A 15,450-nucleotide genomic window follows, 5' to 3' on the forward strand; every position below is an offset into this window, starting at 1 on the left:
CCGAATGGATCAAAAATGGCCGCCTCGACCGACACGACACCTGCAGCTGATTCCCATCATACCGGCGAGGGCCGCAAGAAGCTGATCGGTCGTATCGCGCTCGGCGCTCTGGCAGCCGGTGCCTTATACGGTGCCTATGCGCTGTATGAATACGAGACTGTCGGCAAGTTCATGCAGGATACGGAAGACGCCTATGTGAAAGCAGACGGCGTCACCATCAGTTCCAAGCTTGGCGGTTACGTGCGCCGTGTTGCAGTGAGCGACAATCAGGCGGTCGATCAGGGTACTCTGCTGGTCCAGATCGATCCGACCGATTACAACACCCGCCTCGCGCAGAGCAGCGCACAGGTCGACGTCGCCCGCGCCACGGAGGCCACCGCCGTTGCAGCCATTCAGGAAGCACAGTCCGCAGTGGGTCAGGCCCGCGCAGCGCTGCAGGCGTCCCAGCGCGAACTCGCTTACCTGAACGGCGAAGTTGCCCGGATGCGGCCCCTGGTGGCTAGCGGTGCCGAACCGAAGCAGGCGTTCGACCAGCTCGTCGCCAACCGCGACAAGGCTGCGGCAGACGTTGCTGCGAAACAGGCCGGGCTTTCGGCCGCAAGCGATCGCGTGACAAGCGCGCGTGCCCAGGCCGGCCAGAGCGCGGCGCAAATCAAGGCAGCACAAGCCCAGCGCGAGGCTGCCAGCACGGATCTGGAGACGACCCGCATTGCGGCCCCGATCGGGGGCAAGATCGGCAACTCCACCGTGCGCGTCGGCCAGTTCGTGCAGCCCGGCCAGCGACTGATGACGATCGTGCCGACCGAAGCGATCTACGTCGAAGCCAATTTCAAGGAAACGCAGATTGGCCTCATGCGTCCGGGGCAGCCGGTAACTGTCCACGTCGACGCGCTGCCCGACGTCGACTTCCACGGCACGGTGGAAAGCATCACGCCGGGCACCGGCGCCAATTTCTCGCTGATCCCGCCACAGAATGCGACCGGCAACTTCACCAAGATCGTCCAGCGAGTCCCAGTCCGCATCCGCATTAATGCCGGGCCGGAATCACGCAAGGTGCTGGTTCCCGGCCTTTCACTCTCGGTCGAAGTCGACACGCGTTCGGCAAAGTCGGCAATCGAGACGATCCGTAACGAGCAGGATCGGGTTGCGTCGAAGTGAGCCAGTCGGCAGCCATTGATGAGGCGGCGATGCCTCCGGCCGCCGCAAGCGGCGAAAAGGCCGACATCACCGCCTGGCTGGCGGTGGCTGCAGGCGCCATCGGCTCGCTGATGGCGACGCTCGACATTTCCATCGTCAACGCATCGTTGCCCACGATCCAGGGTGAGATCGGTGCTTCGTCGAGCGAAGGCACCTGGATCGCCACCGCCTATCTCGTGGCCGAAATCATCATCATTCCCCTTACGGGCTGGCTTGAACGCGTGTTCGGCCTGCGCCGTTTCCTGCTGATCGCGGCGATCCTGTTCACCGGCTTTTCGGTGATGTGCGGGCTGTCCTCTTCGCTGACAATGATGATCCTCGGTCGTGTCGGCCAGGGCTTCACCGCCGGTGCGATGATCCCGACCGCCTTGACCATCATTGCCACCCGCCTGCCGCCCAACCAGCAGCCGGTGGGAACGGCCCTGTTCGGCCTGACCGTTATCATGGGCCCGGTCCTGGGCCCCTTGGTAGGCGGCTGGCTGACCGAGACGTTCAGCTGGCACTATGCCTTCTTCGTCAACGTGCCGATCAGCCTGATCCTGATCACGCTGTTGCTGGTTGGTCTGCCCAAGGGGAAGATGCAGTTGGGCGAGCTGGTGAACGCTGACTGGTTCGGCGTGATCGGCTTGATCCTTGGCCTGGGCGGCATCACCGTAGTGCTCGAGGAAGGCCATCGCGAGCAGTGGTTCGAATCCGCCCTGATCTGGAAACTCAGCGCAGTCACGCTGCTGGGCTTCATTTTCATAGCCATTGGCCAGTTCAAGGCAACGCGCCCGGTAATCAAGCTAGCCCTGCTTCGCAACAGATCCTTCGCGGCGGTGTTCGTGCTGGCTTTCGTGCTCGGCGCCGTGATGTTTGGCACTGCTTACGTCATCCCGCAGTTCCTGGCGGCGATTGCCGACTACAACGCCATGCAGGCAGGGCGCATCGTTTTCATATCCGGCATTCCCGCAATGATGATGATGCCGCTGTTTCCGATCCTGATATCGCGCGTCGATCTGCGCGTGATCGTCGGCACCGGGATCGCTCTGCTGGCGATGTCCTGCTACCTCGACGTCACGCTCACTGCGCAATCGCGCGGCGGCGATTTCGTCGAGACGCAGTTGATGCGTGGCCTTGGCACCGTGTTCTGCATGATGTTTTTGAACCAGGCGGCAATCAGTTCCGTTTCCCGCGAGGACGCCGGTGACGCAGCGGGCCTGTTCAATGCAGCGCGCAACCTCGGTGGTTCGGTCGGCCTTGCCCTTCTCGCCACGCTGCAAGATCAGCGCTGGGAGTTCCATCGCTGGACCCTGCACAGTGCGCTCGGCGCGAACGACCTCAACGTTCAGGACTGGGTCGGCCAGCAGGCGATGACCTACGGCGGCGGCCCCGATGGAATGGCGGCCGCACTCCGTTCGCTCGACGGGATGATCCTGCGCGATGCACTCGTCATGGCCTTCAACGATGATTTCATGGCGCTGACGCTGGGTATTCTGCTCGTGTCCCCGCTCGTTCTTCTTCTGCGCCCGCTTCCCAAGGGCTATCACGCAAAGGCTGCGCACTGATGACTGCCTCGCTATCCCTTCGCCGCATCGGCAGCGCCACGATCCTCGCCGCGTTACTGGCAGGCTGCACGACTGTCGGCCCGAACTACAATGGCGCTCCCGAAGCCGCCCCCGTCGCCGCTTCGCGCGGCAAGTTCGTCCGCGCCGGAGAGGCCATGCAACAGACAACGCCTTCATCAAGGTGGTGGGAGAGCCTGGGCGATCCGGTCCTGAACCAGCTGGTCGTCTCCGCTCTTGAAGACAGTCCGGGAATCGCCGTGGCCAATGCCCGCATCGCCCAATCACGCGCGGCTCTTGCTGCCAACCGAACTGCCGCACTGCCGACGGTGAACACATCGTTTGCCGCCCCGTACCTCAACGTTCCGGGCAACATTGCCGGAAACGGTGGCGGGAGGGACGAGATCAACGCCTACAACCTCGGCTTCGATGCCTCATGGGAAATTGATCTCTTCGGCGGCACGCGCCGAAAGGTGGAAGCCGCGCTGGCGCGCGCAGAGGCCGCAGAGGCAGCCTCGGCAGACGCGCGGGTGACACTATCCGCCGAAATCGCCCGTGCCTATGTCGGCCTGCGCGCGCGGCAGGCGATGTTGGCGCTCCAAGATCGGCAGGTGGGCATCGATCGGGAACTGGTCGCGCTGGCGCAACAGCGCTACGCCGCCGGGACGATCCCGCAACAACCCGTCAACGCAGCCGAGGCTCAGGCGTTCGCCAGCGAGGCGGACGTTGCCAAGTCTCGCGCCGAAATCGCCGTGCTGATGGACCAGATTGCAGTGCTGACAGGCAAGGAGCCTGGAGCACTCGACGCTCTTCTGCAAACTCCGGCACCGGTGCCCCTGCCGCCTGCCGAAGTATCCATCGGCGACCCGGCCAGCCTGTTGCGCAGCCGCCCCGACATTCGCATGGCAGAGCGCCAACTCGCTGCGGCCAATGCCGATGTCGGTGTGAAGATTGCCGACAAGTTCCCCAAAATATCATTCCTCGGGCTGCTGGGTCTTGGCGGCCAAAACATCGGCGACATCTTCGACCCTGCGAACATCGTCGGCATTGCCCTGCCGCAGATCAAGTGGAACCTTTTCGATGGCGGGCGCGCTAACCGCCAGGTCGAAGCCGCCAAGGGCGCCTATGCCGAAGCCGAAGCGAATTACCGTAGGACAGTGCTGACCGCGCTACAGGATGCCGAAGGCTCGCTCGCGCGCTTTGGCGCGCAGCGCGTCGCTTTCGGCAAAGCGCTTGATGCGGAAGGGCGGGCTCGCAAGAACGTCGATCTGCAGCAGCAACGCCTGCAGGCAGGGACCATCGGCAAGCCCGACCGTCTTGATGCAGAGCGGCAAGCGCTGCAGTTGGCGATGGCAACCGCGGCCGCTCGAGCAGAGCTTACGACAGGGTTTATTGCGGTAGAAAAGGCACTTGGCCTTGGCTGGACCGCCGATGCAGCGGCGTCAGGGGCCAATAAATGAAACGAATTCGCCCATTTTATAGTATATTGACTCCAGCCATGCCTGAGGCACTCTATCCACCAGAAACGCCGCAAAGGCGAGAAAGTGGGAAAGATGCGCTGGATTACCGATGCGGGCCTCCGCTTCTGGCAGGCCTATCGCGAAGGACTCGAAATGTCCTGCCCGGTTCACAACCGGATCGCCGAAGCTCTGGCCGACCGGCTGTGCGACCGGGATCAGCCGCATGACACTGCCGCCCTCGCCGCAATCGCCGAGCAGCAAATCACCGTCCACTGATCTTTCAGGCAGAAAGACGGCCACCAAGCGCGGCCGTCCTTCGCTGGAGGAAGCGCAACGTCTCCCCGCGCGAATCCTTGAAGCCGGTTGGGAAGTCCTGCGGGACCACGGCTTCGAAGCCTTCACCTTTGATCGCGTCGCGCGCCATGCGCACATTGGCAAGGCAACGATCTACACGCGCTTTGCCGGCAAACGCGAATTTCTCGAAGCGCTCCTGGCTCACAAGACTATCGAGCGTCGGCTCGAGATCATGAAGCTGGGCGTCGGCCTGCCCATCGTCGAAGCGTTCTGCATCCGCGCCGCCGCCGTGATACGGGTGCTTCATTCGGCCGAAGGCCGGATGATGGAGCGGCTGGTCGACTGGTGCGACCAGGAATTCGGGACTGACGAAGTGAACTACCGCCAGGCGATGTACGCCGATGCCCTTGTCAGTATCTCGGAGGAAATCCGCGAAGCCGCACGAGTGCAGAACCTCGAACTGGTCGATCCTGCACTGGCTGCGGGTTTCTGGTTGGAAGGCCTGCTAGGCCACGCGCGCTTCACAGGCTCGATCAAGGAAATCGACGACAGTGCCAACGAGAAGTGGGCTCGAGCCTATTCCGAATATTTCTTTGGCGGCCTGCGCCACACTGGCGCGATCAAGGGGCCTGCCGCGTAGCCTTGATATTGAAGTTGACGCCGACTGCATCCTTCAGTTGATCGGTCGCGGACCATTCTGCTTCACCGACTCCGAAGGATAGCCGCTGCAGGGTTGCATTGCCGGTGGCGGTTGCCTTGTCGCCGCTGATCTTGAGGGCAAACCGCAACGCCATCGGCTTGCGCTGTCCATGCAGCGAAAGCGTTCCATTGGCGACGTAGCGGCCTTGGCCCGCCTCCTTAATGCTGGTCGAGACGAACTGCGCCTTGGGATGTGCGCCGACAGCGAAGAAGCTGTCACTGCGCAGCATATCATCGCGCTGGCTGTCGCCGCTGTCGACCGAGGCGAGATCGATTGTCGCACGGATGGATGAGCCCGGCAGGTCTTCGGGATCGAAGACGATCGTCGCATCCCAGCGCGAGAACGATCCGTTGATGGCCTCTCCGCTGTATTCTGCCGCAAAGCCCAAGCGTCCGCCCTTCTCCAGTTTCCACGGGCTCGCCTTGGCAGTTGTCGCTGCCGCGCTCTCGGCAACGGCGGGTTCGGAACTCGCGGGTGCTGAGGGCTCTTCGATCGGCACATCGGCAGCACTTCCAGAAGCCACTTCGCCTGGCGGCTTAGCAGCCGGACTCTTGTTCCCGGAAAACGAAAGGAACAGGCCGCAGATCAGCGCCCCGGCCCCAAGAGCAATTGCTGCAAATCCGGCAATACCTATCGCGCCGTGCGAGCGGATCGCCGCAGGCAGCATCCGGCCAATCACGTCCTCACGCTTGAAGTGGTGATACAAGGCGCCAGCGACGTGCAGCACGATCAGTGCCATGCCGACGGTTCCCAAAGCTCCGTGCAGAACTTCGGCAGGCTCATGGAAGGCCTGGCCAACCGGCAGGTCAGGCCATGGCACCTTGCCGAACAACATCGTCTGCAACCGCACCTTGGCTGTCGAAACGATGATCCACCCGGTCAGTGGCCCGAGGATCATCACCGCATAAAGCAGGACGTGCACAGCAGAAGCGAGCAACATCTGCGCCTTGCCATCCTGCACGGGTGCAGGACGCGCCTTGAACAGTCGCACCACCAGCCGCGCGAGGCTCAGCAGCAGGATCGCGATGCCCACCGACTTGTGGAACTGGTAGCCCGAAAACTGCACCGCGCCCTTGGGAAGGTCTTCCAGCGCCCAGCCCAGCCCGATCTGGAACAGCAGCAACAAGGCGATCGCCCAGTGCAGGATGATGGCAAGCGCAGAATACCGTTCGGGCCGCAGCGTCGTCATTGTCAAAATACCCCTCGATCCGACAAGCGTCATAACAGCGCCGACGAAGACATGATATGCCCTGTCGTATCGGCGTAGTGGATTGCTACATCTACGCACATCAATCCTTGGGAGACCTCAATGTCCAACAGTCCGTGGGCCCATCACCGTAGCGCAAGCATTGCTGACGACATCGATTTCGAGATCAAGGGGCAGGAACTCCAGTTTCTCGAGATCGAGCTCGATCCCGGCGAAAGCGCGGTCGCCGAAGCTGGTGCCCTCGTCTGGAAGGACGGCTCAGTCGGGATGACCACCGTATTCGGCGATGGCAGTGCCGATCAGCAGGGCGGCTTCATGGGCAAGCTGCTCGGTGCGGGCAAGAGGCTCGTGACCGGCGAAAGCCTGTTCACCACCGTTTTTACGCACAATGGTTCGGGCAAGGCGCGCGTGGCCTTCGCCTCGCCCACTCCTGGCGCGATCCTTCCGATCAAGCTGTCGGACGTGGGCGGCACGCTGATCTGTCAGAAGGACAGCTTCCTCGCCGCCGCGCGCGGCGTCTCCATCGGCGTTGCCTTCCAGCGCCGCGTGATGACCGGCCTGTTCGGGGGCGAAGGCTTCATCATGCAGAAGCTCGACGGGGATGGCTGGGTCTTCGTGCAGATGGGCGGCACGCTGGTGGAGAAGGAACTGCGCCCCGGCGAGGAACTCCACGTCGATACCGGCTGCCTTGCCGCCTATACGCCTGGCATCGATTTCGACCTCGTTACCGCAGGCGGCGTGAAATCTGTCCTGTTCGGCGGAGAAGGCCTGTTCTTCGCCCGCCTTCGCGGTCCCGGCAAGGTCTGGATCCAGTCCCTGCCCTTCTCCCGCCTGGCCGGCCGGATGCTCGCCGCAGCCGGTTCGCGTGGTGGACAGAACCGGGGCGAAGGTTCGATTCTGGGCGAACTGGGCGATTTCATCGGCGGCAACAACTGACGATCCGAAAAGAGGCCGGTGGAATGCTCCACCGGCCCTTGAGTACCGAATGCGCTGCGGGGTGTTTCGGCCTCAGAAGCTCTTGCGCAAGGTTACGCCCCAAGTGCGCGGATCGCCCGGGAGTCCCGCGATCAGGCCGGTATTGCCTGGGCCGACGAAGAGCTGGTCGATGTAATTCTGGTCGAATGCATTGCGCACCCAGCCATAAATGTCGAACCTGTCGTCAGTGCGGAAGCCAACGCGGAAGTTCGACAGCGAATAACCATCAACCCAAGTGTAGATCGAGGGCGTCGGGTTCGACGAGAAGTTCGAGCGATAGCTGCCGTCATAGCCGAAGTAGACCTGCCCCTCCTGCTCGAGAAACGTGACTGGAGCATTGGCTTCAAGCCCGAAGGACAGTGACCACTTCGATACACCAGGCAGGCGCTGGCCCGAAATGTCGCAGTTGGCGGGGCTACTGGCTCCGCCCGAAAGCTCCGGCGGGCACGGAGCGTCGACGAACTTGCGGTAAGTGGCGTCATTGTAGGCTCCGTTCACATAGACATTGAAGCGCTCGCTCGGCCGGACCGAGAAATCGGCCTCGACTCCCTGTGAGCGAACCGCTCCGGCGTTGGCGAGATAGCCGCGCAGAACGCCGAACTGGCCGTTGTTCACGTTGGCCTGATAGTCCTTGATGTCCGTGCGGTAGGCCGACAGATTGAGGATGGCCCGCCGGTCCCAGAACTCGGTCTTGAGGCCTGCTTCGTAGTGCTGCACCGATTCCGGCTTGACAGTAGCCGCCCCGAGGATCGGGTTGTTCGCGGCATCCGTGGGCACCCCGTTCTGGTTGATGCCGCCTGACTTGAAGGTCTTGGCGTACGTAGCATAGAACAGGATGCCGGGTGCGACCTTGTAGCTGGCGGTAAAATCGTAGCTGAAGTTCCAGTCGCTGAACTTGGGGGAGATGGTCTGCGGCGTGAAGATGCCGAGTTGCGCCGTCTTCACCGGGCTGGTCGTTCCGTCGATCAGGATTTCGCTGCCCGAGGCCGTGAAGACGCGCCGCTGGTAGAAGCCGTCCTTCTTGTCATAGTTCACGCGCACGCCCGGCTGCAGGGTCAGTTCCGGCGTCACTTTCCAGCTCGCCTGCCCGTAAACCGCCACGCTGGTATTCTTGAGATACTGCGTGTTGAGCGCCGTCAGCCCGTTCAGCACGTTGGAGTTATAGAGGGCATTGCTTGGCGCAAGGTTCCATTTGGTCGACGCGCTGCCATGCTGCTCGGTGCCCTGCGTGTCGATACGCTGGTAGAACCCGAAGGCTCCCAGCACAAAATCAAGGCGATCGCCGCTGTAGTTGTAGCGCAGCTCCTGCGTGTATTGATCCTGTTGCGACGGGTTCTGCGACTTTGTGACGATCGGCAGACCGGTAAAGTCACGGTCGTTCTGAGGCTGCCAGTCCCAGAAGCGCCAGGCAGTGACAGAGGTCAGCGTACCCGGCCCGATGTCCCACTTGGCCTTGAGCGAGACTCCACCGATCTTGTTGCCCGCCTGAAGGGTGGCGTCGAGGTCGGTCAGCCGGTCATACGGATTGGTGCTCGGCACGGTATAGCCTTGTGCCGCGGCAAGCGCTGCAAACTGACGATCGGCAGCGCGCTGCGTGGTTCCGGTCCGGACATAGACCGAACCGCAGCAGGCGGCGTCCTGTTCGCTATAGTCACCGGCGAGCGTGATGCTCAGCGCGTCGCTCGGCTTGAACAGCAGCTGGCCCCGCAGGCCGAGGTTGTCCTGCCCCTGAACCCACTGCTTCGACGTCACATTGTAGATCGTACCTCTGCGGTTGGTTGAGGACACCGCCAAGCGCGCTGCCAGAGTATCCGTGATCGGCCCAGACACCGCAGCCTTCGCCTGCACGAAATTCAGGTTGCCGAAACTTACTTCCGCCTTGCCTTCAAAGTCGAAGGTCGGCTGGTTGGTGGTGATGTTGATCGCGCCGGCTGTAGTGTTCTTGCCGTAGAGCGTGCCCTGTGGCCCGCGCAGGACCTCAATCTGCTTCACGTCCAGGAAGTCGAACGTCGCCGAGGCGACCCGCGCGTTGTAGACGTCGTCGATATAGATGCCGACGCCTTGCTCGATGCCGTCGTTGGTCAAGCCGAACGGCGCGCCAAGGCCACGGATGTTCACCGCAGTGTTGCGCGGGTTCGATGAGTAGAACTGCAGCGTTGGCGTCAACTGCTGCAAACGGCCGACGTTGAAGGCGCCGGTATTGTCGATATGCTCGCCCCCGACGACAGAAATTGCCAGCGGCACATCCTGCGCTGTTTCCTGGCGCCGACGCGCGGTAACGACAATCTCGCCGCTGTAACTGGCCCCCGTTCCGACGGAAGTCGTCTGGGCGTCCTCGGGTGCGGGCACTGCGGCGTTGGTGGTGGTGGCAGGCGCTTCGGCAGCGTAGACGCCATGCGAAGCCAGGGCGAGCGGCGCAACGCCACCCGCAAGAAGGACGCGGAAATTCATCGTAGGACCTCATGTGTTCCCGAACGATGCTTCCGGTGGTCCGGTCAGCGGTGCGGTAGTTCTGCTTGTTTATTGGTATTGGCTGCGTGGAACGATCAGTTCGGCTTGAGCCGTCGCTTCTCGGTCACGTCAATCTGGACGACACGCCCTTCATGGACGGTCAGTTGCACGGCCCCGTAGCGCAGCCCGGTCAGGGCTTCGCGCACGCTTGCAATGCTTTCTTCGAGATGGCGTTCGGACTCACCCTGGTTGCCAGCTCCTGGTTTGGTGGGTTCGGTCATCTCCCGTTCGATCCTGTTGGCGCGAAGGGTGCCCGTCGATTGTGTTCGCATGATTGCCTTGCCCCTTTCCTGCGCGGTTTCCGGCGAATCGTCGCCGTTGCTCAGCTTCTATACTCAAGTGTTTTAGTAGACATTAAACTTCGTCTGTTACGGCTCAAAGCTTTCCTTTTGCCGATGCGATAGGCTGTCGCGCACTTGGCGCCGTCCAGTTCGATTAACTCTATCGAAGAGATAGACAATGCTCATGCGACGAACGGGCGTCAGCGCGCGACAGTTCGCGCGGCAGCCCTGCTGGAGCTTTCGACACCCCGTCCCGGCGGCTCAGTCGTTCTTGATCAGACGCAGTATCGGCGGCGCCCTCCGCGGAGCGTGCGGTTCGTCGTCCTCCAGCCTGTGAGCGAGGCATTCCACTGCCATGGCGAGATGGAGAGCGGCCATAGCCTCACCGTGCGTGTCGAGTTCGTCGAGCGCAGTCGACAGGGCTTCGAAAACTTCGACTAGTGGCTTGGCTGCTACCTGCATGGCGTAGACTGTTCCTGTTGCCCCGCACAACCGGACGGACCCTGTTGCATGCCAACTCCTAACCGCGAATTTGCAGGCAGAAAGGGAAGATTGCACCGGAAATGAACAACCGGAAACCGAGCTGGAGGCAGATGCAGGACGTAGCCACGGAGATTTACTTACCTCTCTGACAGTTAGTCAGCCCCCTCCTTTGCGCTGCAACATGCCGGCGACCTGCCGCCGCCAGAATCAATCGCCTCCGCTTTGGCAGTATCGACAGGCGCGGTGCCTCCGCGCTTTTGCACCTGCTTTCCAGTATGCTTCAGCCGCCGAATCAGCAGCGGGTTTTCCCCACAAGAGCGACAAAGCAAACATGCGCTCGACGGACGAAAGGATCGGCGCAGACCGCAAATCACCAAGAACTGTTAAGGTTCGGATTCGAACCAATCACCTACCGGCAGCGCTCCATGGCTTCTCTCGCCAGCCGCGCGAGTACCCGAAATGCCTCCGCACGGTCCTTGGCATGCGCTGATGCGGCAGTACCCCGAAGGTAGCGCCCCTTGATGCCGTGGAAAATCGCGGCGAGCCGGAAATAGTTGAAGGCGACATAGAAATCCCACGACGCAATCGAGTCTCGCCCTGTCCGGCGGCAATAGGCAGCGACGTACTCGGCCTCGCCGGGAATGTTCAGTTTTGCCAGGTCCGCCCCTTCCAGCCCGGCCACGATATTGGGCGGCATGTGGTACATCATCGCGTGATAAGCGAAATCGGCCAGTGGATGCCCCAGCGTCGACAGCTCCCAGTCGAGCACGGCAATCACACGCGGTTCGGTGGGGTGAAAGATCATGTTGTCACAGCGGAAGTCCCCGTGAACGATGCTGGTCTCGTCCCCTTCGGGAATGGCTGTCGGCAGCCAATCGACCAAGGCATCCATGTTCGGATCCCGCCCGGCAAGTTCGTCCTCGAGGTACTGCTTCGACCAGCGGCCGACCTGGCGCACGAAGTAGTTGCCAGGCTTGCCGTAGTCGCCCAACCCCACAGATTCATGGTCGATCGAGTGCAATTGCGCGATCGTTGCGTTCATCGCGTCGAAATAGGCCGGCCGCTCTTCGCGGGAAACGTCAGGAAAGGTCGCATCCCAAAAGATGCGGCCCTCGACCATCTCCATCACGTAGAACCAGCTGCCAATGACACTTTCATCGGTGCACAATCCATGGACATGCGCCACCGGAAAGCCAACGGACCCGAGAGCCAAGAGGACCTTGGCCTCCCGCTCGACCGCGTGTGCCCCCTTCAGCACTGGCCCTGGTGGCTTGCGGCGCAGGACATAGGCGCGGCCTGGCGTGATCAGCTTGTAGGTCGGGTTCGATTGCCCGCCCTTGAACTGCTCCACCTCAAGCGGCCCCGAAAAGCCCTCGACATTGGCCTCCATCCACTTCGCAAGCGCGGCCTCATCGAAGCGGTAGCCCTCGCGAACCGGCGTGGTGCCGGCATTTGCCTCCTGCGCCGTGCCGCCCATCAGTGTGCCGTCCCCGCCTGTGCGTGGCGCCAGTCGCGGCGGATCTTCTTGGCAAGGCTCCACTTGTGGACCTCGGTCGGGCCATCATAGATGCGGAACGCGCGCACTTCGCGGAACATCTGCTCGACGATCGTGTCGGAGGTGACGCCCGTTCCGCCCATCACCTGCACGCACTTGTCGGCCACGCGCATCAGCGCCTCGGACACAGCAACCTTGGCCATCGAGCTTTCGACCGTGCCGAGCGAGCCGGTATCAAGGACGCCTGCGCACCAGTCGATCATCAGTTCGGCCTGCTTCAGGTCGATCATGTTCTCGGCCAGCATGAAGCCCACGCCTTCGTGATCGATCAACTGCTTGCCGAACGCCATGCGCCTGTTGGCATAATCGGAAGCGATCTCCTGCGCGCGGATGCAGCCGCCGAGCCAACGCATGCAGTGCGATAGGCGCGCCGGGCTCAGGCGAACCTGGGCATACTTGAAGCCCTCGCCCGGCTCGCCCAGCATCTGGTCTGCCGAAACGCGAAGATCCTTGATGTCGATCACCGCATGGCCGCCGGGCATATTGCTGTCGATGGTGTTCGGCACGCGCACGATCTCGATCGCCGGATCGGGCAGGTCGACGAGGAACATGCACGCCCCGCCCTCCTCGTCCTTCGCCATGACGATGCCGACCTTGGCACCCTTGGCACCGGTAATGAACGCCTTGCGCCCGTTGATCACCCAGTGGTTGCCGTCGCGGCGGCAGGTCGTCTGCATCATCGAAGGGTCGGAACCCGCTCCGCCGGTCTCCGCAGGCTCGGTCATGAAGAACGCCGACCGCGCCTCGCCCGACACCAGCGGCTTGAGGAACCGTTCCTTCAGTTCGGGACTGCCAACCTTGCCGAGCAGGTACATGTTGCCCTCGTCCGGCGCCTGCGTGTTCACTGCCAGCATGCCGAGCGGCGAGAGTCCCGAACGGATCAGCACGACTGCCGTCTCGCGCTGGCTGAGGTGGCGACCATCGGCCAGGATGTGCGGCGTCAGCACGCCCGCCGCGCGGGCCTTCTCGCGCATTTCCATGACCATCTCGTCAAGCGGCGCGCCGTGATCGTCACGACGTGGATCGCTCTCGTACGGGATCACTTCCTCGCGAACGAACCGCTCTACCCGATCCGCGATTTCCAATGCGGCGTCCATGCCGATGCCAGTTGCCATTTGCTCTACTCCTCAATCGCAGGATCGGTTGATGATCGTATCAGCGCGGCGCCATGCGGATTGCGCCGTCAAGGCGGATGACCTCGGCGTTGAGCATCGGATTGGTCACGATGCTTTCGACCATGCGCGCGTATTCTTCGGGCTTGCCCAGACGGCTCGGGAACGGGACTTGGCTCCCCAGCGAATCCTGCGCTTCCTGCGGCAGAGACTGCAGCAGGGGCGTCAGGAACAGACCCGGCGCGATCGTGTTCACGCGGATGCCGTAGCGCGCAAACTCCCGCGCAATCGGCAGCGCCATGCCGACAACGCCGCCCTTTGACGCAGAATAGGCGGCCTGCCCGATCTGCCCTTCGAACGCTGCGACGCTGGCGGTGTTGATGATGACGCCGCGCTCCTCGCCAACCTGTTCGGCATCGAAGATGCGGGCCGCGAACTTCGAAAGCACGTTGAACGTGCCGACCAGATTGATCTGGATGATCTTGCTGAAATCCTTGAGCGGGATGGCCCTGCCATCGCGGCCGATGACCTTGGCCGGCGGGCCGATCCCGGCGCAATTCACCAGAATGCGTGCCTTGCCGTTCATCGCCTCAGCTTCAAGAATGGCGTTTTCGACCGCGTCTTCGTCGGTCACGTCAACCTTGAAGAAGCTGCCTCCGATGGTTGCCGCGTGCGCCCGCCCCAGGTCTTCGTTCAAATCAAAGATCGAAACTTTCGCGCCAAGTTCAGCGAGTCGCGCCGCAGTCGCTCCGCCGAGACCGGAAGCACCACCGGTTACGATCGCAGCCAGATCATTGATTTCCATAGCCAATCCAATCCTATCAGCAGCAAGCCAGAAGCTTTCCCGACCTACTGGAACAATATATACTCACGAGTAGGTATTGTTCTTTTGGGTATGGTGTCAATCGCAAGACTGCCCTACCCTGCGCGCGACAAAAGCGCCGCTCGCGTCGAGTTTCCAACTGGCAGAACACGCAGGTACCGTCCTTGGCCCCACGATCGCCCTTCAAGACCGCCGCAGAACGCAGCGAAGAACGTGAAGCCAAGCGCATGGCCGTGCTGACCGCTGCAGTGCGCATGTTCAACGCGCGCGGCTATCACCAGACTTCGCTGGACGACGTGGCCGCCAGCCTCGGCATCTCGAAGCCGACGATCTACCACTACCTCGGCAACAAGGAGCAGGTGCTGATCGAATGCCTCACCATTGGCATGAACCAGTTGCTCGCCGCAGCCGAACAGGCGCGATTGATCCATGGCCTCGGCCTGGAGCGTCTGCGCGCGTTCCTGATCGACTATGCCGAGATCAACATGAACGACTTTGGCCGCTGCAACATCCTGACGGCCAACGAAGCCCTGTCGCCAGACGCCCGTGAGACGATACGCCTTCGCAAGCGCCGCATCGACGCAACACTGCGCGAGCTTGTCGCCGAGGCGATAGCCGATGGATCCGCCGCCCCGTGCGACCCCAAGCTCGCGGCGCTCACCTTGGCGAGCGCACTTAATGGCCCCTCCCGCTGGCATCGCCCCGAAGGCGAACTGCCCGAGCGCGAGATTGCCGTAAAGCTGGTCGACTTCCTCACAGCGGGCCTTGCTCCGCGCTGATCAATTGCCGTTGTAGAAGTTGCGAAACGAGGCAGGTGCGCCGCACTTGCCGATCGCCGTTTCCACATGCCGCTTGCGCTCACGCACCAGCGAGGCCGAGGTCAGCGCGAACTGACGCTCATAGCCGACCTCCGCCGCCGTGAAAGGCTTCGTGCCGGGCAAGACGCTCGTGCCGCCAAGGCCGAAGACCATGAAGTTGAGCATGTCAGCCAGTTGCTGGTTGTCGCTGATCCGGCTCTTGGCGATGTTTGGCAGCCGCAGCAGATAGGCGCGGGTATCGGCCGTGCACATCATGTAGCCTACGCGCCCACGCAATTCCGGCAGCCTGGCTGGCGCAGAAAGGCCCTGCACCCCGTGGCACCCGGCGCAATGTTCGACATAATCGGCCTTGGCCAGCTCAGGATCGCCGATCGCCGCCAGTCCATTCGCAACCGTCTCGGCGCGCGGATCGCCCGCAGATACCGCAGGCATCGCAATTGCCAGCGCCGCGATAACTCCGGCCAAGGCCAACACGCGCATCGCCCGATCC

General features: G+C 62.3%; 15 protein-coding genes. 7 read left to right on the forward strand and 8 right to left on the reverse strand.

Annotated elements, in window-relative coordinates; genetic code table 11:
- The first annotated feature begins 15 nt into the window (after window positions 1-15).
- The 5 genes from AC1Q5P_RS07660 (at window position 16) to AC1Q5P_RS07680 (ending at window position 5,135) form a co-directional block, all read left to right on the forward strand.
- Window positions 16-1,158, forward strand: coding sequence for an HlyD family secretion protein (locus AC1Q5P_RS07660; protein WP_492477861.1), 1,143 nt, complete (start codon window positions 16-18; stop codon window positions 1,156-1,158).
- Between the two features lie 29 nt (window positions 1,159-1,187).
- Entirely contained in the window at window positions 1,188-2,744 is a 1,557-nt protein-coding gene (locus AC1Q5P_RS07665) for a DHA2 family efflux MFS transporter permease subunit (protein ID WP_492518686.1), read from the forward strand.
- Window positions 2,744-4,201, forward strand: a complete 1,458-nt coding sequence (locus AC1Q5P_RS07670) for an efflux transporter outer membrane subunit (RefSeq protein WP_492518621.1) — start codon at window positions 2,744-2,746, stop codon at window positions 4,199-4,201. The genes AC1Q5P_RS07665 and AC1Q5P_RS07670 overlap by 1 nt, the downstream gene beginning before the upstream one ends.
- An 84-nt stretch (window positions 4,202-4,285) precedes the next feature.
- A complete protein-coding gene (locus AC1Q5P_RS07675) occupies window positions 4,286-4,477 on the forward strand; it encodes a hypothetical protein (RefSeq protein WP_156451853.1) in 192 nt (63 codons plus the stop codon).
- A complete protein-coding gene (locus AC1Q5P_RS07680; protein ID WP_492518622.1) occupies window positions 4,425-5,135 on the forward strand; it encodes a TetR/AcrR family transcriptional regulator in 711 nt (236 codons plus the stop codon). The genes AC1Q5P_RS07675 and AC1Q5P_RS07680 overlap by 53 nt, the downstream gene beginning before the upstream one ends.
- Here AC1Q5P_RS07680 and AC1Q5P_RS07685 read toward each other — a convergent pair.
- On the reverse strand, window positions 5,116-6,384 hold the full coding sequence (locus AC1Q5P_RS07685) for a YceI family protein (protein ID WP_492518623.1): 1,269 nt from the start codon (window positions 6,382-6,384) through the stop codon (window positions 5,116-5,118). The two genes, AC1Q5P_RS07680 and AC1Q5P_RS07685, sit on opposite strands and share 20 nt — an antisense overlap.
- A gap of 120 nt (window positions 6,385-6,504) precedes the next feature.
- On the opposite strand from AC1Q5P_RS07685, the gene AC1Q5P_RS07690 reads away from it, so the two are divergent.
- Window positions 6,505-7,338, forward strand: a complete 834-nt coding sequence (locus AC1Q5P_RS07690; protein ID WP_062341708.1) for a TIGR00266 family protein — start codon at window positions 6,505-6,507, stop codon at window positions 7,336-7,338.
- A gap of 72 nt (window positions 7,339-7,410) precedes the next feature.
- Here the strand turns inward: AC1Q5P_RS07690 and AC1Q5P_RS07695 are convergent, their stop codons facing one another.
- The 6 genes from AC1Q5P_RS07695 to AC1Q5P_RS07720 form a co-directional block, all read right to left on the reverse strand.
- Window positions 7,411-9,828, reverse strand: coding sequence for a TonB-dependent receptor (locus tag AC1Q5P_RS07695; protein ID WP_492518624.1), 2,418 nt, complete (start codon window positions 9,826-9,828; stop codon window positions 7,411-7,413).
- 95 nt (window positions 9,829-9,923) lie between these two features.
- Window positions 9,924-10,109 carry a YezD family protein gene (locus AC1Q5P_RS07700; RefSeq protein WP_039334070.1) on the reverse strand — a complete coding sequence of 62 codons (186 nt, stop codon included), beginning with the start codon at window positions 10,107-10,109 and terminating at the stop codon, window positions 9,924-9,926.
- A gap of 321 nt (window positions 10,110-10,430) precedes the next feature.
- Entirely contained in the window at window positions 10,431-10,631 is a 201-nt protein-coding gene (locus AC1Q5P_RS07705) for a hypothetical protein (RefSeq protein ID WP_039333932.1), read from the reverse strand.
- 430 nt (window positions 10,632-11,061) lie between these two features.
- Window positions 11,062-12,129 carry a phosphotransferase gene (locus tag AC1Q5P_RS07710; RefSeq protein WP_492518625.1) on the reverse strand — a complete coding sequence of 356 codons (1,068 nt, stop codon included), beginning with the start codon at window positions 12,127-12,129 and terminating at the stop codon, window positions 11,062-11,064.
- Complete coding sequence (locus tag AC1Q5P_RS07715; protein ID WP_062346212.1) at window positions 12,129-13,322, reverse strand: acyl-CoA dehydrogenase family protein; 1,194 nt, start codon at window positions 13,320-13,322, stop codon at window positions 12,129-12,131. Before AC1Q5P_RS07715 ends, AC1Q5P_RS07710 begins: the two co-directional genes overlap by 1 nt.
- 40 nt (window positions 13,323-13,362) lie before the next feature.
- On the reverse strand, window positions 13,363-14,124 hold the full coding sequence (locus AC1Q5P_RS07720; RefSeq protein ID WP_492518626.1) for an SDR family NAD(P)-dependent oxidoreductase: 762 nt from the start codon (window positions 14,122-14,124) through the stop codon (window positions 13,363-13,365).
- Window positions 14,125-14,306: 182 nt separating this feature from the next.
- Between AC1Q5P_RS07720 and AC1Q5P_RS07725 the strand changes: the two genes are divergently transcribed.
- A complete protein-coding gene (locus tag AC1Q5P_RS07725; protein ID WP_427463329.1) occupies window positions 14,307-14,921 on the forward strand; it encodes a TetR/AcrR family transcriptional regulator in 615 nt (204 codons plus the stop codon).
- Here the strand turns inward: AC1Q5P_RS07725 and AC1Q5P_RS07730 are convergent, their stop codons facing one another.
- Window positions 14,922-15,440 carry a cytochrome C gene (locus AC1Q5P_RS07730; protein ID WP_427463330.1) on the reverse strand — a complete coding sequence of 173 codons (519 nt, stop codon included), beginning with the start codon at window positions 15,438-15,440 and terminating at the stop codon, window positions 14,922-14,924.
- Window positions 15,441-15,450 lie beyond the last annotated feature (10 nt).

It is taken from the genome of Novosphingobium sp. GW835-FHT14H07 (genome assembly GCF_058793515.1).

Bases quoted from the DNA above. Each gene is read 5' to 3' on its own strand.
- AC1Q5P_RS07720 (WP_492518626.1), bottom strand. From the start codon at position 14,124: ATGGAAATCAATGATCTGGCTGCGATCGTAACCGGTGGTGCTTCCGGT.
- AC1Q5P_RS07715 (WP_062346212.1), bottom strand. From the start codon at position 13,322: ATGGCAACTGGCATCGGCATGGACGCCGCATTGGAAATCGCGGATCGG.
- AC1Q5P_RS07710 (WP_492518625.1), bottom strand. From the start codon at position 12,129: ATGGGCGGCACGGCGCAGGAGGCAAATGCCGGCACCACGCCGGTTCGC.
- AC1Q5P_RS07690 (WP_062341708.1), top strand. From the start codon at position 6,505: ATGTCCAACAGTCCGTGGGCCCATCACCGTAGCGCAAGCATTGCTGAC.
- AC1Q5P_RS07670 (WP_492518621.1), top strand. From the start codon at position 2,744: ATGACTGCCTCGCTATCCCTTCGCCGCATCGGCAGCGCCACGATCCTC.
- AC1Q5P_RS07665 (WP_492518686.1), top strand. From the start codon at position 1,188: ATGCCTCCGGCCGCCGCAAGCGGCGAAAAGGCCGACATCACCGCCTGG.
- AC1Q5P_RS07730 (WP_427463330.1), bottom strand. From the start codon at position 15,440: ATGCGCGTGTTGGCCTTGGCCGGAGTTATCGCGGCGCTGGCAATTGCG.
- AC1Q5P_RS07695 (WP_492518624.1), bottom strand. From the start codon at position 9,828: ATGAATTTCCGCGTCCTTCTTGCGGGTGGCGTTGCGCCGCTCGCCCTG.
- AC1Q5P_RS07700 (WP_039334070.1), bottom strand. From the start codon at position 10,109: ATGACCGAACCCACCAAACCAGGAGCTGGCAACCAGGGTGAGTCCGAA.
- AC1Q5P_RS07685 (WP_492518623.1), bottom strand. From the start codon at position 6,384: ATGACGACGCTGCGGCCCGAACGGTATTCTGCGCTTGCCATCATCCTG.
- AC1Q5P_RS07680 (WP_492518622.1), top strand. From the start codon at position 4,425: ATGACACTGCCGCCCTCGCCGCAATCGCCGAGCAGCAAATCACCGTCC.
- AC1Q5P_RS07660 (WP_492477861.1), top strand. From the start codon at position 16: ATGGCCGCCTCGACCGACACGACACCTGCAGCTGATTCCCATCATACC.
- AC1Q5P_RS07705 (WP_039333932.1), bottom strand. From the start codon at position 10,631: ATGCAGGTAGCAGCCAAGCCACTAGTCGAAGTTTTCGAAGCCCTGTCG.